The organism is Sphingomonas sp. GW821-FHT04B01, from assembly GCF_059420425.1.
In genome coordinates this window covers 13,137-32,347 of sequence record NZ_JBWKTR010000005.1, presented here as the reverse complement: position 1 = coordinate 32,347, position 19,211 = coordinate 13,137, and the positions used below count along the sequence as shown (strand labels likewise).

The window sequence follows — 19,211 nt, the reverse complement described above, 5'->3', positions numbered from 1 at the left end:
CCGCTGCCTGGCGGCCGGCTGCCGCCGCCGCAGCGGAGGGACGACGATATGATGCCCGGTGCCGCGGCGGACCGTCCGCATCTGCTGATCGCCGACGACGATCCCGACATCCGCGACCTGGTCGCGGCGCAGCTCGCGCGCGAGGGCTATCGGCTGAGCGCGGCGGGCGACGTCGCCGGCATCCGCGCGGCGCTGGCGGCGGCGGCGATCGACCTCGTCGTGCTCGACCTCGGCCTGCCGGACGGCGACGGGCTGATGCTGTGCCGCGAACTGCGCGCCGAGGGCTATGGCGGCGCGATCATCATGGTCACCGCGCGCGACAGCGCGATCGACCGCGTGCTCGGGCTCGAACTCGGCGCCGACGACTATCTGACCAAGCCGTTCGAGCCGCGCGAACTGACCGCACGGATCCGCAACCTGCTGCGCCGCGGCACGGGCACGCCGGCGCGCATCGCCACATTCGGCCGCTGGCGGCTCGATCTGGTGAAGCGTCGCCTGCTCGCCCCCGGCGACAATGTCGTGATGCTGTCGACCGCCGAATTCGACATGCTCTCGCGCCTCGTCCACGCCGCCGGGCGGCCGCTGTCGCGCGAGGCGCTGGTGCCGACGCGCGCCGCCACCGCCGCGTTCGACCGGACAATCGACAATCAGATCAGCCGGTTGCGCCAGAAGCTCAAACCCGATGGCGACGATCTGATCCTCACCGTACGCGGCCAGGGCTATATGCTCGCGGCGACGACCACGTTCGCATGAAGCGCGTCGCCGCCCGGCCGATGCGCTTTCTCGGATCGCTGGCGGGCCGGATCGCGCTGATCCTCGTCGTCGGCATCTCGATCGCGTCGCTCGCCGCGCTGTTCCTCGCCGAACAGGGGCGGCGGGCCGAGTTCCGGCGGGTGCGCGACGAGCGCGTCATCGCGAGCGCGCTCGACGTCATCGATCGGCTGCACCGCGACCCCGCCGGTGCGCTCGTCAGCCTGCGCGACGGTCGGTTGTTGGGCGCGCATCTCGCGGGCGAAGGGATCAGGCCGATCCCGCCGCGCGACGACGACCTCACCGCAACGCTCGCAAGGCGCACCGCGCCGGCGATACAGGCCGTGCTCGCGCACGTGCCCACCGGTGTCTGCCAGCTTCACGACCCATTCCGCTCCCGTGCGCGCGCGGCAGGACTGAAACCGCTGATGCTGCCCGATTGCTGGCTGCTGACGCTGCGCGTGGGCGGGCACCCCGTCGCGGTGGCGATCGACCTGCCGCGGCTGCCCGCCCCACCGGGCTGGACGACCGACCGCTTGTTCCTGCTGCTCGTCGTCGTCGCGGCGATCGCGCTGTCGTTGATCGTGGCGAGGCTGGCGACCGCGCCGCTCCGGCGCCTTTCCGCGGCGGCGGACGCCTTTGCCCGATCGATCGACGCCGAGCCGGTGGTCGAAACCGGCCCCGGCGACGTGCGCGCCGCATTGGCGACCTTCAACCTGATGCAGGCGCGCGTCCGCGCCGGTCTTCGCGAGCGGACGCGGATGCTCGCGGCGATCAGCCACGACCTCCAGACGCCGCTGACGCGGCTGCGGCTGCGGCTCGAACAGGTCGAGGATGAGGCGTTGCGCGAACGGCTGGTCGCCGACCTATCGGCGACGCTGGCGATGGTGAAACGCGGCCTCGACCTCGCCCGCAGCGGCGAGAGCGCCGAGGATTGGTCGACGGTCGATCTCGACTCGCTCCTGTCCAGCCTTGCCGATGATGCCGCCGAATTCGGCCATGCGGTGCGCTTCACCCAAGGCTGCGGCGCGCTGGTGCGGGTGCGACCCGATGCCTTGGCGCGCTGCCTGTCGAACCTCATCGACAATGCGATCAAATATGGCGGCGGCGCCGACATCGCCGCGCACCGCGCCGGCACGTCGGTGATCGTCACGGTGCAGGATTCCGGCCCGGGCATGGACGAGGCGCTACTGGCCCGCGCATTCGATCCCTTCGTACGCGCCGACCGGTCCCGATCGAGCGGCGACGGCACCGGCATAGGATTGACGATCGCGCTGGCGCAGGCGGCGGCGATCGGGGCGGACCTGTCCCTTGCCAACCGTCCCGCCGGCGGGCTGGAGGCCACGCTTCGGCTCGGTATGAAAAACCACTGATGTGGACGTCTGCGCTTGCAGGACGTTCACACGAATGTCCGCAGCGACCCAGACCTGGCGGAGGTCAGTGGCTCACGGACTCATGAACCCCGATGCCGGTTTCGGACCGCAATCGCTGGTTCGGATAGCCCGCCCTGTCGATCGCGGCACGTGGAGATCGGTCGAGCGTCGAGATGAGCCAGATCGCCAAAAACCCGGCGGGGACCGAAAACAACGCAGGCGAACTGTACGGAAATATCGCACGTTCAAAACCGAAAACCGCCACCCATATCACCGGCGAGACGAGCGTCAGCCCAAATGCCGCCAGCAACCCGATCGCCCCGCCCCACGCCGCCCCCTTGGTGGTGCAGCCCTTCCAGAGCAGCGACATCACCAGCACAGGGAAGTTGCCCGACGCGGCGAGAGCAAAAGCGAGGCTGACCATAAAGGCGACGTTCTGTTTCTCGAACACGATGCCCAAAATGATCGCCGCAATGCCAAGCAGGATCGTGGTGATGCGCGACACGCGCAGTTCCTTCCCGGGATCGGCATCCCCCTTACGAATGACGCTGGCATATACGTCGTGGCTGATCGCCGAGGCCGCGGACAGCGTTAGCCCTGCGACCACCGCGAGGATCGTCGCGAACGCGACCGCCGAGATGAAGCCGAGGAACAGGTTGCCGCCGATCGCATGCGCCAAGTGCATCACCGCCATGTTGTTGCCGCCCCGCAGCGCGCCGGCCGCATCGACATAATCGGGATTGAACGAGATCATCACGATCGCGCCGAAGCCGAGGACGAAGGTCAGTGCATAGAAATAGCCGATCCACACCGTCGCCCACATGATCGATTTGCGCGCTTCGCGGGCGTCGGGAACGGTGAAGAAGCGCATCAGGATGTGCGGCAGCCCCGCGGTGCCGAGCATCAGCGCGAAGCCGAACGACAAGGCCGAGATCGGATCCTTGATGAAGCCGCCCGGCCCCATAATCGCCCGGCCCTTCGCCGCCGCGTCGCCCGGTGCAAGGCCAGAATCGAGCGCAAGCTTCGTCTTCACCGCGACGGCCCTGGCGAACAGGGCCTCGAATGAGAAGCCGACATGCGCCATCACGCCGAGGACCAGGAATGTCGCGCCGCACAGCAGCATCACCGCCTTGATGATCTGCACCCACGATGTCGCGCGCATCCCGCCGAACAGGACATAGACCATCATCAGCCCACCGACGACGACGATCGCATAGAGATAGGGAAGCCCGAACAGCAACTGGACCAGCTGCCCCGCGCCGACCATCTGCGCGATCAGGTAGAATGACACGACGAGCAATGTGCTGATCGCCGAGAAGCTGCGCACCGGCCCCTGCAGGAACCGGTACGAGGCGACGTCGGCGAAGGTGAAGCGGCCGAGGTTGCGCAGCTTTTCCGCGATCAGGAACAGCACGATCGGCCAGCCGACGAGGAATCCGATTGCGTAGATCAGCCCGTCGTAGCCGTCGTTGAAGATCTGCGAGGTAATGCCGAGGAAGGATGCCGCCGAGCAATAGTCGCCCGCCATCGCCAGCCCGTTCTGGAAGCCCGTGATGCCACCACCGGTGTAGAAATCCGAAACAGTGCGCGTCCGCCGTGCCGCCGCACCGGTGATCCACAGCGTGATCCCGACAAAGGCACCGAACATCAGGATCGCGGTCCAGTTGGTAGGCTGACGCTGGACCGCGCCCGCGATCGCGGCGTTCGCGCCACTCGTCCAGCCGAGCAGCGTCAGGAGCGAAGCGTATCGCAGGATGCGGGTCACCGACGTGCGCTCGCCAGCAACTCGCTCAGCCGCACATCAAATTCGCCATTGGCGCGCCGCACATAGACCGCGCAAATCGCCACCGTTCCGACCAGCATCGCCGCGCCGAGCACCACCGCCAGGCTTACCGTGCCGCCGCCGATGGGGCGTGCCATCAGCGGCTTGTCGAACGCGATGAGCGAGATGAAGCTGCTGTAGACCAGCACGGTGATCGCGGTCAGCGTCCATGAAAAACGCTGCCGGTCGCGCACCAGCGCCTGGTATCGCGGGTCGGCAGCGATACCCTCCTCGAGGGGAGGATCGGGGTCGATCGGGGTCTGCATGGCGCATCATCGGCGCGGAGGCGGCGCTTGGCAATGTACCACAGCTAAATCATTCCAAGTGCCGCGGGCGATACATAGCAAACCGCGAGCTTACCCATTTACGGACGGTCAGGCGCGTTCCGGCAGTTCCCGAAAGCAGACGCCGAAGAAAGGACAGCGGCGCGTAGCGCCGATCGCTGCCGCCGTGCCCCAGACTTGCGGAATCACCGATCAGTTGTGATCTCGCTCCATCTTCGTGATCGCACCCGAACGCGGATCGACGTGGAATTCATATCGCACATTGGCCTTGCGCGCTTCGCCTTCCCAATGGCCGTCGTCGGCTTCCAACTTGGTGACCTGATAGCCGCGCTTCGCGAGGATGGTCTTGACCTTCGCGTCGCTGATCCAGCCTTTGCCGGGCGTGTCGGCGAAAGCGGGTGAACCAAGGCTTGCGGCCGCAACGACAGCCATGAGTAACGTCTTGATCATGATCAACTCCTTTGCTGCGAGGTAAGCGCGCGGCTGGGCTGCGCGTTCCGTTTACCGATGCTTCGACGGCAACCTATGTATGACGCGGCAGCGGTCGGGCCTGCCGGCAGCGTGAACGGTCCTCGGCCGAGTTAGATTAACGCGCCAGCCTGATCGGATGGGCTGCTGGCGTGACGCCGAAGGTGCGACGGAAAAGCGCGATGAAACCGCTGATGCTATTGTATCCGAGGTCGATCGCGATCGTCGTGACGGGCGTTCCTTCCGCGAGCATCTCGAGCGCTCGCATCAGCCGCGCCCGCTGCCGCCAATCGACGAAGCTCAGCCCGGTTTCTTGAGGAAAGCGACGACTGAGCGTTCGTGCCGTGGTGACCGCCCAAGCCGCCCACTGATCGATCGAACGGCCATCGGCCGGTTGCTCCAGGAGCGCGCGGGCGATCCGCCGGAGCCGGGGGTCGCGCGGAACCGGCAACCCGAGCGCCTCGGCGGGGAGCATGCCGATCTCGTGAACGATGAGGTCGGCGATCCGTTGGCGCGGCTCGTCCATGGCTTCGTCCGGCCATGACGCCGCACGCAGGATCGCCTCGCGCAGCAGCGGCGGTATGGCGACGGTACGCGGCGCGGACGGGAGCGCCTGACAGGTGCTTTGCGCCAAATAGAGACTCCAGCCGGCACCGGGTCCGAAGCTCTGGCCACCGTGCACCTGATAGGGCGGCAGCCAGATCGCATGACCGGCCGGAACGACCCATGAGCCGGCATCGGTGGCGATCGTCACGACTCCCCTGCTGCAGCCGATCATCTGCCCGCGGGCATGTCTGTGGGGCGGCGTCGCGAACTCTGTCCGCAGTTCCACGGTAAAGGCGACGACCGACGGCCCCTCCGCATCGTTGCCGATCTGATCGGGTGGGCGACGGTCAATCATGGCGTGAAACTGCTACCGAATGGAATGAGTGGCTTAGTGCCGCCAAGGCGGAACCGCTACAAGGGCAAGTGCATCAGGGAGTCAGGCGTTATGTCGAATGTCACCGGCGACGATCTCGATCGTCTCTACGCACAGCCTGCCGAGGCCATCCAGCGCGCCGTGCTACCGTATCTGCTGCCGTTCCACGAGGCATATGTCGCCGCCGCGACCTTCTTCTGCCTCGCGAGTGGCTGCGCACTCGGCCTCGATGCTTCTCCGCGCGGGGGGCCAGCGGGATTCGTGAAGGTGCTGGATCCGCATCACGTCGCCTTTGCCGATTGGCCCGGCAACAATCGCATCGAGACGATGCGCAATCTGGTCGAGGATTCCAGGCTCGCCATGTTGTTCCTGTTTCCGGGATTGGAGGTGTTCCTCCGCATCAACGGTCAGGCTCGCATCTCCAGCGATGTCGATCTGCTGGAATCGTTGAAGGAGGGCCAGAAGGCTCCGAAGACGGCGATCGTGCTGGCGATCGATCAAGTTCTCTTCCACTGCGGCAAGGCGATAAACCGGGCGCGGCTGTGGCAGCCGGAGGCACGTCTCGACCGCAAAAGTCTGCCCTCGGTCGGTCAGATGAAGGTCGCGATGGCCGGCGGGTCGCCCGCCGATGCCGAGGCGGTCGATACTCACTATCGGAACAGCGTGAGGAACGATCTTTACTGAGGTCGATCCCGGCGCATTCCGCCTTGGAGCAGTCCAGCCCCTCGAGGCGCCGGACCTGACCGCTAGCCGACCTCCTCCACATAGTCGAAACGGGCGAAATCGGCGTGGCGGCCGGTGCCGGCCATGTCCTGGCAGGCCATGCCGACGAAGGCGCCCGTGAAGTTGGGAAGTCCGGGCAGCGTCGCCTCATCCGACAGCAGGCTGGCGTCGAACGACGCAGGCATCCATCGCCAGTCGGCGTCCTGCCCCGTCCGGAAGGCGAAACGCAGGCGCTCGTGATCCACCTGCGCGCACAGCTCGACCGGCCCCGCATCGAGCAGGATCGGATCGCCGAGCAGGCTCTGCCCCTCGCCTTCCGGCGTCACCGAAAGCACCTGGATCTGGCGCTCGCCGGCGTCACCGGCGGTGACGTGGAGGAAGAAATATTTGGTGCTGTTGTAATAGCAGACCAGACCGGCCGCCTGCTGGAAATGCGCCGGATCGAAGTCGAGCAGCGTCCGGGCGTCATAGCGGAACGCCGTCTGCCGGCGCGCGACCAACGCCTGTTCGAAATGGCTGCCGATCGTCTCGCGACCGAAGAGCCTGAGATGCCCCGGTCGATCGGTCAGGCTGAACAGGCGTTCGGGGTGCGGCGTACGAAGCCACTGGAAGGCGGGCGGCAGCGTCGGCTGGTCGAACCGGTCCAGCGCGCGGACCGGCTCGGCGCGGCCGTCGCCCACACCGTGATCCGCACAGGGGTCGGCCCGGCGCAGCCAGCCGTCCTCGCCCCACGCCATCCGCTGGATCGCCGTTTCGCGGCCGAGCACGCAGCGGTCGCTGGCGGGAAGCGGCCGGCCGCAGAGATAGACCATCCAGGTCGCGCCGTCCGGCCCCTCGACGAGATCGCCGTGGCCGGTCCGTTGCAGCGGCGCATCGGGCCGGTTGCGCGCGGTGAGGACCGGGCCGTCGGGATGCGGTTCGTAGGGCCCGGCCAGCGATCGCGACCGCGCCATGACGACGGCATGCCCGCGTTCGGTCCCGCCCTCGGCGACGAGCAGATGATACCAGCCATCGCGCTTGTAGAGATGGGGGCCTTCGGTGAAGCCCAGCGCCGTGCCTTCGAAGATGCGCCGGCGCTCGCCGAGCAACCGGCCGGTGGATAGATCGATCTCCTGCACGACGATGCCGGCGAACCTGCGCCGGTTGGGCCGATGGTCCCACAGCATGTTGAGCAGCCAGCTTCGCCCGTCGTCGTCATGGAACAAGGCGGGGTCGAACCCGCTGCTGTTGAGGTGGACCGGGTCGGACCAGTCGCCGTCGATCCGGTCGCTCCACACCCAGTAATTGTGGAAATCGCGCAGCGACGCGCCTCTCGCGCCGTCCACCGTGGTCCGGCCGTAGCGTTTCACGTCGGTGAAGAGCAGATGGAAACGACCATCCTTGTAGCTGAGATCGGGCGCCCAGACTCCACAGGAATCCGGATTGCCCCGCATGTCGAGCTGGGATGGCCGCGTCAGCGGCCGGCCGACCAGCCGCCAGGTCGCCAGGTCGCGACTGTGATGGATGCGGACGCCGGGAAACCATTCGAAGGTCGACGTAGCCACGTAGAAATCGTCCCCGACCCGCACGATCGACGGGTCCGGATTGAAGCCGGGCAGGATGGGATTGGAAGGGGTCATACGGCTTTCCGTATCAGGGTCCAGAGCAGCGCCGCGCCCACCAGATCAAGCAGGCCGAGCACGAGGAAGAAGGGCTGATAGCCGATCTGGTCGACCATCGAGCCGAGCGAAAGCGTAAAGATCAGCACGCCAAGATTGGCGGCGGTGCCCGAGACGCCGGTGGCGGTCGCCACCTGATCGTGCGGGAAGAGGTCGGAGCATAAGGTGATCACCGTGACCGACAGCGTCTGATGCGCGAATCCGCCGAGGCACAGCAGCGCGATCGCCGCCGCCGGGCTGGTCACCGTGCCGACGAACATCATGCCGGTCATCAGCACCGCGCCGAGCGTGAAGGCGCCGCGCCGGGCGTCGATCAGGCCGACGCCGCGGCGCTGGAGGAAGGCGACCACCGCCGGGCCGAACAGGCAGCCGAGATCGGCGGCGAGGAACGGCAGCCACGCGAACAACGCGATCTGGCCGAGATCGAAATGCCGGGCCTGCACCAGATAGAGCGGCATCCAGAGCGACAGCATGCCCCAGACCGGATCGGCAAGGAACCGCGCCGCCGCGATCGTCCAGAGATTGCGTTTGCGCAGCAATTCGCCGAGCGGCGGGCGGCGGCGATGCTTCACCAGCGCGGCCTCCTGCCCCGCCACGATCAGCGTCCGTTCGCCATCCGACAGCCGCCGGTGGCGCTGCGGCGGGGCATACCAGGCCAGCCATGCGACGACCCATGCGAGCCCGAGCCCCCCCGCGACGAAGAAGGCGGCACGCCAGCTATGGTTGAACACCGCCCAGGCGACCAGCGGCGGCGCGAATACGGCACCGAAAGAGGCGCCGATCTGGTAGATCCCGCCGGCGACCCCGCGTTCGCGCGCCGGGAACCACTCCGCCACCAGCTTCATCCCCGCCGGTTGCGCCGATCCCTCGACCAGGCCGAGCGCACCGCGCAGGCCGGCGAAGCCCATCCAGCCGTTGGCGAAGCCATGGCCGAGCGTGATGCACGACCAGATCGCGACGAACAGCGTGAAGCCGACCTTCAGCCCGATCAGGTCGAGCAGGTATCCGGCGAGCGGCTGGAACATGATGCCGAACTGGAAGGCGCCGGTGATCCAGGAATATTGCGCGGAGGAGATGTGCTGCTCCGCCATGATCGCGGGCGCGGCGACCCCGAGGATGCTGCGCGTCAGATAATTGATGATCATCGCAACCACGAACAGCGCGATGATCGTCCAGCGTATATATGGGAAACGCCTCACGTCGCCGCTCCTCGATAACGTTACCATGCAGGGTTAGGTGTTGACGGTACGGGATGGCAAGCGTTCCGATCGCGGCTTGCGTACCGAAGCGGCGCAGGACGGCACGACCCCATTGACCTGCACGCCCGGCACGATGCACGTCGATGCCGAACAGCCGGGCGTCCACGCGCCCGATGATAGGACGCTAGACAGTTGACCCGTTCCAGAGGCCGCTCGCGTGGCGTCACGATCATCGACGTCGCGAAACATGCCGGCGTGTCGCCGATGACGGTGTCGCGCGTCATCAACGGCGACCCGGGGGTGCGCGACGAAGTGCGTGCCCGCGTCGGCGAGATCATCAGCGCGTTGAACTATACGCCCAATCTGACCGCCCGCAGCCTGGTGACGTCGCGCGAGATCCGGATCGGCGTGATCTATTCCAATCCCAGCGCGGCGTTCATGAGCGACCTGCTCGCCGGCGTCTTCGAGGAGGCGTCGGCCCGCGCCGCCCAATTGATCCTGCTGAAGGGAGAGAATGGCAAGCCGCCGAGCCGCGAGGCGATCCAGGGGCTGATCGATTCGCGGGTAGCGGGCATGATCCTTGCGCCGCCCCTCGGCGAATCCGAGGTGGTCGGTCAGATCCTGCGTGCCGCGAAGCTGCCGGTCGCGGTGGTGGGCGGGGCGGCGCGCGGCGCGATCTGCGTCGGAATCGACAATCGCCGTGCCGCCTATGACATGACGCGGCACCTGATCGCGCTGGGACACCGGCGCCTCGGCTTCATCCTCGGCAATCCCGACCAGTCCGCCAGCGCGGAACGGCTCGCCGGCTTCAAGGCGGCCGTCGACGAGGAAGGCGACCTCGACGTCCAGATCGTCCAGGGCGACTACAGCTATGCCTCGGGACTGGTCGCCGGCGAGGCGCTGCTCGCCGGCGCGCATCCACCCACGGCGATATTCGCGAGCAACGACGATATGGCCGCGGCCGTCGTATCGGTGGCGCATCGCCGTCATCTCGACGTTCCCGCCGATCTCACCGTGACCGGATTCGACGACAGCACCGCCGCCACCACGCTCTGGCCGCCGCTCACCACCATCCACCAACCGGTGCGCGCGCTCGCTGCGGCGGCGCTGCAATTGCTGATCCAGGACATTCGTGCCGGCCCGGTGACGGACGACGATGCGCGCGCAACCGTCCTCGACCACCAGTTGATCGAACGCGAGTCCACCGCGACGCCGCGGTCGAACCCCCTGCCCCATCCGGTCCGGACCATGCCGTAGGCGATCACCGCGTCGGGGCGGTGACGCCGGCATCGGTTTGCACGACGGGGATCATCGTGCCGTCCGCTTTGTAGCGCAGCGGCTCGACGGTCACCGCCCGCCGTCCGATCGCCCCGTTCAGGTCGCCGATCGTCAGCGCTGCATTGTGCAGGAACAGATACCACGCGCCTTTGAACCGGGCGATGCCGGGATGGATCGTGAAACTGTATTTGCCCGATCCGGTGAGTTCGCCGCGATACGTCCACGGCCCCTTCAGCGACGGCGCGGTCGAATAGGACACGCGCTCGTCACGATGCGTCGCGCGATCCAGCGAGGCATAGGTCAGATAGTAAAGCCCGCCGCGCTTGTGCAGCCACGGGCCCTCTTCGAAATGCGGGGGCGTGATCTCGACGATCGGCCCGTCGATCTCCACCATATTGGGCTTCAGTCGGGCGATGTAGCATTGCCGGTTGCCCCATGCGATCCAGGTCGTGCCGTCGTCGTCGGTCAGTACGGTGGGATCGATATCCTCCCAGCTGTGCGTGCCCTTCGGCGTCATGCCATTGGTGATGAGCGCCGACCCCTTGGCATCGACGAACGGCCCCGTCGGGCGATCGGACACCGCGACCGCGATCGCCTTTCCGGGATGCGTGTCGTCATGCTCGACCGCGGCATAGAACCAGTATCTGCCGTTCTTGAAGATCGTCTGCGACGCCCAGGCGTCCTTCTTCGCCCATGTGAAGTCGGACACCTTCATGATCGGCCCGTGGCGGGTCCAATGCCGCATGTCCGTCGTGGAATAGACCAGCCATTCCTTCATGTTGAACATCTCGTCGCGCTGCGCCTCGTCATGCCCGACGTAGAGGTACAGCCGGTCGCCGACTACCAGAGGCGCCGGATCGGCAGTGAACGCGTCGCGGATGATCGGATTGGCGCCGGGCCGGACGTCGGGCGCCGCGCTCGCGACGGCGGAGGCCAGCAGCAGCATTGCGGTCAGGCGGGAAGCGCGCACCATGGAATATCCAAAAATGTGGTCCGGAAGCGCTGCTCCCGGACCACAGAGGGGGGACGGTTCAGAACTTGAAACGGACGCCGGCGCGGTAGACGCGGCCGAGCACGTCGTAGAGCGCGGGATTGACGAAATACGGCGAGCGCGCCGGATCGCGGTTGAACACGTTGTCGACCTTGAAATAGGCGGTCATCGCCGAGGTGAGATTGTAGGTCCCGCCGACGTCCATGTAGAAGGCACCGGGGATGAAATTGGTGTCGATCGTCGGACGGTTGTTGGTCGAGACCGGGCAGCCGGTCGTGCACTCGACATATTGATGGCCGAGCACACCGTCGCTGAACCAGCGCTCCTGCACCAGCAGCGAGAAATCGTCGGTGGCATAGGTCTGCACCGCGAGCCACTTCCAGTCGGGCGTGTTGCCGATGTTGGCGCCGGCGCTGTCGACCGGGATCGTACCGGGCAGGCCGGTATCGGTGACGAAGCTGCGGATGTTCGTCGCCAGCGCCCGCAACGTCAGGCTGCCGGGCAGTCCCAGCGGCCGTTGCCAGCGATAGCTCGCCTCGATGTCGAAGCCGTCGGTCTCGATCGATGCGAGATTGAAGGCCTGGACGTTGATGAAGTTCGGACCCGCATTGTTGTTCAGGTTGAAGGCGCCGCAGGTTTCCGGCGCGATGTTCTGGAAGCACAGGTTGACGATGTCCGCCGCGCCCAGGCTGGATATGACGTCGGTGATCTTGATCTTGTAGTAATCGACCGACAGGCTGAGCCCCGGCAGCGCCTTCGAGCCCGAGAAGGCGATCCCCAAGGTGGTGTTGCGGGCGATCTCCGGCGTCAGGTTGCGGTTGCCGATGGTGTTCTGGATCGCCAGCACGTTGACGTTGCGGAAGGGATCGAAAAAGCCCGGCAGCGTGGTCGTCACCGGCGCGGCGAACAATTCGGACAGATTGGGCGCACGCACGTCGCGCGAGGTGACGCCGCGCACCCGCAGGCCGTCCAGCGGCAGGTCCCAAGTGCCGCCGATCTTCCACGCCCATACCGTTCCGGAGGTGCTGTAGTCGGTGACGCGCACCGCGCCGTTGACGTTGGCGCGCCCGGCCAGATCGGAGTTTATCAGCGGCAAATCGGCCTCGACGAAGGCTTCCTTGACGCTGTAGGCGCCGTTGCCGTTCTTGTAATTGCCCGCATACCAGTTGTTGCCGCCCGCGAGCAGCGTCGGATCGGCGGGATAGGCCGCATCGGCGGGCGTGTTGGCGAAGCCGGCGCCATAAGGATCGGCCCGCACGGTGTAGAATTCGTGCCGGAATTCGCCGCCGAACGCGACCGAGACCGGTCCCGCCCACGACGAGAAGGGCGATCCCGAGAAGTTGAGGCTGATGACGTCCTGCGTCTGCCGCGTCCGCTGCCGCGGCCCGTTCTCGGGCATGATGTACGACAGCGCCGCCTGGGACGGATTGCCGCCGAAGATGTTGAGCGGCTGACAGCCGTTGGCGCGCGCCACCGCATTGGCGCATACGATCGCGCCGTTCAGCGTCGTCGCGTTGATCGCCTGGTTGAAGCGGTTGGACAGCAGGATGTTGTTGACGTCGATGTTCGAATAATTGGTGCCATGTTCGTAATAGATGTCGTAGCTCCACTCCGAGCCGGCGACGGGCTGGCGGCCTTTCGCGCCGGCGACGAACCGGTATTGCCGGCGGTCGGTGAACACCTGCGTGCTGCCGAGCGCCGCGTTGCTAGTGCCATATTGGAAATTGGTGACCCCGGCGGTGGCGCAGGCGGCCTGCACCAGCGCGGGTACGAAGGGATTGGCGCACTGGATGGTGAGATTGGGGCGATTCTGCCCGCCCACCGGCTGGTTGCTGGTCTTCACCTGACCGATGTTGGCGGTGGCGTAGATCTCGCCGTTGGGCGCGAAGTCGAAGCCGATCCGGCCGTAGCTGTTGACCCGCTGGATCTTCGACTGGAGCGTCCGTCCCGCGTCGACGTTGCCGGACAGATCGCCGCCCAGACAGAAGCCGGGGTAACAGCCGTTGACGTTGCCGGCCGCGTCGCGCGCCGGAACGCCGTTCGAGCCATAGTTGAACTGGAACGGATTGCCGCCCTGATCGAAGGCGATACCCTGTAACGGCCCCGCCGTGATCAGCCCGTATTTGGTGTAATTGTACGGCTGGGCGAAGTCGCGGAACAGATATTGCGGCGAACCGTCATTGACGACGTTGCGGTTGATGAGCGTCGACTGGCGGAACCAGTCGCGCCCGCCCGCCAAGCCGATGCCGAAGTCGCCGCCGCCGACGCCCTCCTCATGCGCATATTCGGTGCTGGCGATCAGGTGCAACCGATCGTTCAGCGCGCTAGTGCCGGCCGCGAGCTGGACGAGCACCTGCTCGTCGTCGCCATACGTGGTGATGCCGCCCTGAACGTTGCCGCGGATGCCCTTGAACCGGGTGTCGGTGATGAAATTGACCACCCCGCCGACCGCATCCGAACCGTAGGAGGCGGACGCACCGCCGTTGACGACGTCGACGCGCTTGATGAGCAGTTGCGGGAACAGGCTGATGTCGGGAACGCCGGTCACGTTCGCGCCGACCACGCGCTGGCCGTCGAGCAAGGTCAGCGTGCGGATCGCGCCGACGCCGCGCAGCGAGAAGGAGCTGAGCCCCTGCTGCCCGCTCGAGGTGCTGAACGTGCCGACCGACGTGCCGGTCGAGCCTTGCAGCGAGGGCAATTGCGCGATCGTGGTGAAGACGTTGGGCTGTGCGTTCGCGGCGATCGCGGCCGAATCGATTATCGTGGTGGGCGTCGGCGCGGTGAAGCCGCCGGTGGTGATGCGCGATCCGGTGATCACGATATCCTCGGCCGGCGCATCCTGGCCGGCGGCTGCCGCGGACTGCGGGTCCGCCTGGGTGATCGTGCCCCCCGCCGCATCCGGCGATTGACCGCCGGGGTCCGTCTGGACCGGCGTGGCGCGCTGGACGTCGACCGGGGCCGGCGTCTGCTGCGCCGCTGCCGGCGTGCAGACGAGCCCGATGGCGATGGCGGCGACGCTCGCCGAGCCGATCCCTTTCATTCGCGAACGCGATCCGCCAGCACGGTTCAACATGGCCTCTCCCTTCCTGTCCAGATATATCTGGTAACGTTACCATCACGTGTCGTGCGATTTGGGCCGGCTGTCAATACTCCCACATTACAAATGATTTCCCGGCCCGATGGCGATCGTGCGGAGGGTCGGCAGGCGACGCATAGGTCATTGACAATAGGGCGATATTAGATGCGGATATGCGCCTTTAAGGGAGGATGTCTGGTGAAGATCGCTCTTGCTGCGATGCTGGCCGCGGCCATGATCGCTCCTACAGCTCTGGCGCAAACCGCCGTGCCCGCGGTGGTCGAGGATTTCAGGCCCTCGACGCTGAACCAGCCCGGGCAGAGCTATCCCCAGGTCAATTCGCAGGGCTTCGTCCGCTTCAAGATCACTGCGCCCGAAGCGAGGAGCGTCAAGGTCAGCCTCGGCCTCGGCGGGCGCGGCGGCACGGTGCTCGCCAAGGCGGCGGACGGATCGTGGACGGGCACGTCGGAAGGCCCGCTCGACCCGGGGTTCCATTATTACCACCTGACCGTCGATGGCGGGACGTTCAACGATCCGGGCACGCTCAACTTCTACGGATCGACGCGGTGGGAGAGCGGCATCGAGATACCGGCCGACGATGCCGATTTCTACGCCCTGAAGGCCGTCCCGCACGGCCACGTCGAACAGATCCTGTTCCCGTCGCCGAGCACGCGGACGCAGCGTCGCGCGTTCGTCTACACGCCGCCCGGCTACGACGCCGGCAAACCGACGCGCTATCCGGTGCTCTACCTCCAGCATGGCTGGGGCGAGGACGAGACCGCCTGGTCCAATCAGGGGCACGCCAATCTGATCATGGACAATCTGATCGCGTCCGGCCGAACGCGGCCCTTCATCATCGTCATGACCTACGGCATGACCAACGACATCCGGCCGGGCAGTCCCGGCGGCCTCGCGCGCTTCGACATCAAGCCGTTCCAGACCGTGCTGGTCAACGAGCTGATCCCTTACGTCGATACGCACTTCCGCACCCTCGCCGACCAGCGCCACCGTGCCATGGCCGGGCTGTCGATGGGCGGTTTCGAGACCAAGCTGATCGCGCCGAAGCACCTCGACACCTTCGCCTATATCGGTCTGCTGAGCGGCGGAACCATGTCGCTGGACGACGTCGACAAGACGCCGGGATATCGGGAGCGCGTCAAGCTGACCTTCGTCAGCTTCGGCAGCCGCGAGCTGGACGGGGGGCGCACCGGTCCGCCCGGCGGCCCACGCGTCGATCCGCGCGCGAATGCCGATGCGCTGAAGAAGGCCGGCATCAACAGCGTGTTCTACGTCTCGCCCGGCACCGGTCACGAATTCCTGTCGTGGCGACGGAGCTTGCGCGAGATGGCACCCCTGCTGTTCAAGGACTGAAGCCGATCCGACCTTCCGAAAATACCAATGAATCTACGACCTTACGACGGATTGCGCGCCCCTGCCGCGCCGCATAACCCAGTCCGCGAACGGATCGGTCCCGGGAGAGCATGAGTTGAAAGCCTTCGTGATGCTGGGCGTCGCCCTGGCGAGCATCGCCGGTCCCGCCTATGGGGCGTCCTCGTCGGTGTACGTCACCCGTCCGGACGAGCCACGGGCGATCACGGTGAACGGCGTCGGCGATGGCGTCGCCGACGATGCCGCGGCGATCCAGCAGGCGATCGATGCCGCGGCGAGGACCGGCGGGGCCAAGGGCGGCATCGTCTTCCTGCCGTCGGGACGCTATCGGGTCGGCCGCACCATCCTGATCCGTTCCGCGGTGCGGGTGTTCGGCATCGGCAGGACGCGCCCGGTGATCGTGCTCGGCGACAACACGCCGGGCTTTGCGGACGGTATCGCCGCGGTGGTGAGCTTCACCGGCGACGATCAATACCGGTCGGGCAAGCCACCGATCCCGCCGCCCACCACCCGCCCGTTCGACCCCGCCGTGTTCGACGCGACCCAGACGACCTTCTATTCCGCCCTCTCGAACGTCGACTTCGCGCTCGGCCAGGGCAATGCCGGCGCCGTCGCCATCCGCTTCCGCGTGGCGCAACATGCCTTCGTGCGGCACGCCGACTTCCAGCTCGGATCCGGCCTCGCCGGCATCTACCAGGCCGGCAACGAATGCGAGGACCTGCGCTTCTTCGGCGGTCGCTACGGCATCATCAGCGAAAAGACGTCGCCCGCCTGGCCGTTCACGCTCATCGATTCCGAATTCGAGGGGCAGCGCGACGCCGCGATCCGCGAACACGAACTGGGCCTGACGCTGGTCAATGTCGCGATCCGCAACACGCCGGTCGGAATCGAGATCGATCGCGGCTATTCGGATTCCCTGTGGGGCAAGGACGTCCGCTTCGAGAACGTGTCGCGCGCCGCCGTGCTGATCTCCGAAGAGAAAAGCGTCTTCACCCAGATCGGCTTCGACCATGCGATCGGCATCAACACGCCGACGTTCGCGCTGTTTCGCGACAGCGGCAGGACGCTGGCAGGCCAGGGCAGCCGCTGGCTGGTCAAGGACTTCTCCTACGGGCTGAAACTACCCGGACTCGGTGCCGTCGGCGACCATGCGACCGACCTCAGCATGAGCCCGCTGCCCCGGGTGCCGGCACGGCGCGCGCCGGCGATCCGCGCGCTGCCGCCGGTGCGCGAATGGGCCAACGTGCGCGACGCCGGCGCGCGGGGCGACGACAGCACCGACGATACCGCCGCGCTTCAGCGCGCGATCACCGCGCATCGCGTCGTCTACCTGCCGATCGGCCGCTACCGGATCACCAATACGCTGAAGCTGCGGCCGGACAGCGTGGTCATCGCGCTGCATCCCGATCTGACCCAGATCACGCTGGCGAGCCAGACGGAAGGCTATGCGGGTGCGGGCGCCGCCAAGGCGATGGTGGAAAGCGCCCGCGGCGGCGATGCGATCGTTTCGGGGCTCGGCCTGTGGGCGGGGGCGATCAACCCGCGTGCGACGGCGCTGATCTGGAAGGCCGGCGAGGCATCGCTGGTCAACGACGTCCGCATCCACGGCCCGGTCGTCCTGGCGGGCGGCAAGCCGACCGGCGTCAACGAACCCGGCGCACGGATGGATTCGCAACATGCCAGCATCTGGGTGACCGATGGCGGCGGCGGCACCTTCGCCGCGATCTGGACCCCCAACGGACTCGCGTCAAGCGGCTTCATGGTGTCCGACACCAAGACGCCGGGCTATGTCTACGAGCTGTCGGCGGAGCATCACCTCAAGAACGAGATCGTGCTGCGCAATGTCGAAAACTGGCAGTTCCTGGGGCCGCAGACCGAGCAGGAGGTCACCGACGGGGTCAATGCGGTGTCGACCGAGTTCCACCATTCGCGCAACATCTTGTTCGCGAATTACCACAGCTATCGGGTGACGCGGTCGGCCAAGCCGATGGACACGGCGGTGCGGCTGTTCGATTCGGGCGACATCCGGTTCCGCAACGTCCACGTCAACGCGGACAACAGCTTCGCGCATTGCGACGCAAAGGGTTGCGGCACGTTCTCGCGCGCCAGCAAATATCCGTTCGAGAATGCGATCAAGGATTACACGCGCCGGCAGGAGGTGCGCGAGCGCGAGTTCGCCAAGCTGGACGTCCCCGCAACCGCGGCAGCCGCGGCCACTGAGTCCGGCGTCGCGGTGACGCCGGGCATCCGGAAACTGGCGGAAGGCTTCTATTCGATCGCCGGCGGCGCGGTCGATGCCAGCGGCAAGCTCTACTTCATCGACCGCTTTCACCACCGCATCCATGGCTGGTCGCAGGAGGAGGGATTGTCGCTGCTGACGGATACGCCGCTCGACCCGGTGAACCTGGCGGTCGCCCGCTCCGGCGACCTGATGGTGCTCTCGTCGGCGGGGACGGACGCCAGCGTGTACAGCATCGATCCCGCGCATCCCGAGCAGGTCCGCACGATCCCCGCCACCCCGGCGCGCAGAAACAGCGACGCGGCGACGCTGTTGCCGGTCAACGTCTATGCCAATGGCGAGTTCGCTGATCGGCTCGATCCCAAGACCTACGCCTTCCCGCCCCTGTCCGCATTCTTCGTGGACAAGATGGCCGAGGCCAAGCCGCAGGAATATGTCTCCCCCGACGGGTCGCTGGTGCTGCCGGCGTTTCGCGTTTGGAACCAGAGCACGGCGGACACCCTCGGCTGGCGCTGGTCGGACTCGCTCGACGCTTATGGATTCGTGGCGGCGAAACAGGGTGAGCGCGTGGTCCTGGCGAATGCATCGGAAAACCGGACGTACAGCGGACTGGTCGGCATCGGCGGACAATTGACCGACCTGAAGGTGGTAGCAGACCGTGGCGGCGAAAGCGTCGCGCGCGATGACGCCGGGACCCTCTACGTCGCCAACGGGCAGGTGTTCGTTTACGGCAGGGACGGAAAGCTCGAGCGCCGGATCGACACCCCCGAGCGGCCGTTGCAGCTATTGATCGGGGGGAAGGACAAACGCACGCTGTTCATCCTGACCCATCACGCGCTCTACGCCATGCCGCTTTGATGGCGACGGCCTGATCGATCGATGCGTCTAGGAAGAACGATCTTGATTGGCTGACGCCTGCGGGGCTGATCGCAGGCGTGGACCTGAACTTGCCGCTCATCGCAAGAAGATTGGACATTCCGAACCGCTCGGCGAGCCTTTCGATCATCGGCGCGCTTTCGCCTAGCGCATCAAGGTCAGCGAC

14 protein-coding genes are annotated in these 19,211 nt (G+C 66.5%); 6 read left to right on the top strand and 8 right to left on the bottom strand.

Features of this window, described 5'->3' with window-relative positions; all coding sequences use genetic code 11:
* The first annotated feature begins 51 nt into the window (after nucleotides 1-51).
* On the top strand, nucleotides 52-753 hold the full coding sequence (locus tag AC07UH_RS13135; RefSeq protein ID WP_495181569.1) for a response regulator transcription factor: 702 nt from the start codon (nucleotides 52-54) through the stop codon (nucleotides 751-753).
* A complete protein-coding gene (locus AC07UH_RS13130; protein ID WP_495181483.1) occupies nucleotides 750-2,123 on the top strand; it encodes an ATP-binding protein in 1,374 nt (457 codons plus the stop codon). The genes AC07UH_RS13135 and AC07UH_RS13130 overlap by 4 nt, the downstream gene beginning before the upstream one ends.
* 64 nt (nucleotides 2,124-2,187) lie before the next feature.
* On the opposite strand, the gene AC07UH_RS13125 is transcribed toward AC07UH_RS13130, so the two are convergent.
* The 4 genes from AC07UH_RS13125 to AC07UH_RS13110 form a co-directional block, all read right to left on the bottom strand.
* Nucleotides 2,188-3,879, bottom strand: a complete 1,692-nt coding sequence (locus AC07UH_RS13125) for a cation acetate symporter (protein ID WP_495181568.1) — start codon at nucleotides 3,877-3,879, stop codon at nucleotides 2,188-2,190.
* Nucleotides 3,880-3,884: 5 nt separating this feature from the next.
* Nucleotides 3,885-4,211, bottom strand: a complete 327-nt coding sequence (locus AC07UH_RS13120; RefSeq protein ID WP_495181482.1) for a DUF485 domain-containing protein — start codon at nucleotides 4,209-4,211, stop codon at nucleotides 3,885-3,887.
* Between the two features lie 210 nt (nucleotides 4,212-4,421).
* Complete coding sequence (locus AC07UH_RS13115; RefSeq protein ID WP_137898006.1) at nucleotides 4,422-4,679, bottom strand: PepSY domain-containing protein; 258 nt, start codon at nucleotides 4,677-4,679, stop codon at nucleotides 4,422-4,424.
* Nucleotides 4,680-4,815: 136 nt separating this feature from the next.
* Nucleotides 4,816-5,598: an AraC family transcriptional regulator gene (locus AC07UH_RS13110; RefSeq protein WP_495181481.1), complete on the bottom strand. Its 783-nt coding sequence runs from the start codon at nucleotides 5,596-5,598 to the stop codon at nucleotides 4,816-4,818.
* 90 nt (nucleotides 5,599-5,688) lie between these two features.
* On the opposite strand from AC07UH_RS13110, the gene AC07UH_RS13105 reads away from it, so the two are divergent.
* Complete coding sequence (locus AC07UH_RS13105; RefSeq protein ID WP_137898008.1) at nucleotides 5,689-6,300, top strand: MSMEG_1061 family FMN-dependent PPOX-type flavoprotein; 612 nt, start codon at nucleotides 5,689-5,691, stop codon at nucleotides 6,298-6,300.
* 62 nt (nucleotides 6,301-6,362) lie between these two features.
* On the opposite strand, the gene AC07UH_RS13100 is transcribed toward AC07UH_RS13105, so the two are convergent.
* Nucleotides 6,363-7,958 carry a glycoside hydrolase family 43 protein gene (locus AC07UH_RS13100; RefSeq protein WP_495181480.1) on the bottom strand — a complete coding sequence of 532 codons (1,596 nt, stop codon included), beginning with the start codon at nucleotides 7,956-7,958 and terminating at the stop codon, nucleotides 6,363-6,365.
* Nucleotides 7,955-9,196: an MFS transporter gene (locus tag AC07UH_RS13095; protein WP_495181479.1), complete on the bottom strand. Its 1,242-nt coding sequence runs from the start codon at nucleotides 9,194-9,196 to the stop codon at nucleotides 7,955-7,957. The genes AC07UH_RS13100 and AC07UH_RS13095 overlap by 4 nt, the downstream gene beginning before the upstream one ends.
* 192 nt (nucleotides 9,197-9,388) lie before the next feature.
* Between AC07UH_RS13095 and AC07UH_RS13090 the strand changes: the two genes are divergently transcribed.
* A complete protein-coding gene (locus tag AC07UH_RS13090; protein WP_495181478.1) occupies nucleotides 9,389-10,453 on the top strand; it encodes a LacI family DNA-binding transcriptional regulator in 1,065 nt (354 codons plus the stop codon).
* A 4-nt stretch (nucleotides 10,454-10,457) separates the two neighbouring features.
* Here the strand turns inward: AC07UH_RS13090 and AC07UH_RS13085 are convergent, their stop codons facing one another.
* Both AC07UH_RS13085 and AC07UH_RS13080 read right to left on the bottom strand, forming a co-directional pair.
* Nucleotides 10,458-11,447 carry a glycoside hydrolase family 43 protein gene (locus AC07UH_RS13085; RefSeq protein WP_495181477.1) on the bottom strand — a complete coding sequence of 330 codons (990 nt, stop codon included), beginning with the start codon at nucleotides 11,445-11,447 and terminating at the stop codon, nucleotides 10,458-10,460.
* A gap of 58 nt (nucleotides 11,448-11,505) precedes the next feature.
* Nucleotides 11,506-14,538 carry a TonB-dependent receptor plug domain-containing protein gene (locus tag AC07UH_RS13080; protein WP_495189898.1) on the bottom strand — a complete coding sequence of 1,011 codons (3,033 nt, stop codon included), beginning with the start codon at nucleotides 14,536-14,538 and terminating at the stop codon, nucleotides 11,506-11,508.
* A gap of 201 nt (nucleotides 14,539-14,739) precedes the next feature.
* Here AC07UH_RS13080 and AC07UH_RS13075 point away from each other — a divergent pair, with 201 nt between their 5' ends.
* Together AC07UH_RS13075 and AC07UH_RS13070 are read left to right on the top strand one after the other, a co-directional pair.
* On the top strand, nucleotides 14,740-15,912 hold the full coding sequence (locus AC07UH_RS13075; protein WP_495181475.1) for an alpha/beta hydrolase: 1,173 nt from the start codon (nucleotides 14,740-14,742) through the stop codon (nucleotides 15,910-15,912).
* Nucleotides 15,913-16,042: 130 nt separating this feature from the next.
* Nucleotides 16,043-19,027 (top strand): glycosyl hydrolase family 28-related protein, encoded by a 2,985-nt coding sequence (locus AC07UH_RS13070; protein WP_495181474.1) that lies wholly within the window; start codon nucleotides 16,043-16,045, stop codon nucleotides 19,025-19,027.
* Nucleotides 19,028-19,211: the final 184 nt, after the last annotated feature.

Coding starts and splice junctions, on each gene's coding strand:
- AC07UH_RS13135 (WP_495181569.1), top strand. CDS start 52: ATGCCCGGTGCCGCGGCGGACCGTCCGCATCTGCTGATCGCCGACGAC.
- AC07UH_RS13130 (WP_495181483.1), top strand. CDS start 750: ATGAAGCGCGTCGCCGCCCGGCCGATGCGCTTTCTCGGATCGCTGGCG.
- AC07UH_RS13120 (WP_495181482.1), bottom strand. CDS start 4,211: ATGCAGACCCCGATCGACCCCGATCCTCCCCTCGAGGAGGGTATCGCT.
- AC07UH_RS13115 (WP_137898006.1), bottom strand. CDS start 4,679: ATGATCAAGACGTTACTCATGGCTGTCGTTGCGGCCGCAAGCCTTGGT.
- AC07UH_RS13110 (WP_495181481.1), bottom strand. CDS start 5,598: ATGATTGACCGTCGCCCACCCGATCAGATCGGCAACGATGCGGAGGGG.
- AC07UH_RS13105 (WP_137898008.1), top strand. CDS start 5,689: ATGTCGAATGTCACCGGCGACGATCTCGATCGTCTCTACGCACAGCCT.
- AC07UH_RS13100 (WP_495181480.1), bottom strand. CDS start 7,958: ATGACCCCTTCCAATCCCATCCTGCCCGGCTTCAATCCGGACCCGTCG.
- AC07UH_RS13085 (WP_495181477.1), bottom strand. CDS start 11,447: ATGGTGCGCGCTTCCCGCCTGACCGCAATGCTGCTGCTGGCCTCCGCC.
- AC07UH_RS13080 (WP_495189898.1), bottom strand. CDS start 14,538: ATGTTGAACCGTGCTGGCGGATCGCGTTCGCGAATGAAAGGGATCGGC.
- AC07UH_RS13070 (WP_495181474.1), top strand. CDS start 16,043: ATGCTGGGCGTCGCCCTGGCGAGCATCGCCGGTCCCGCCTATGGGGCG.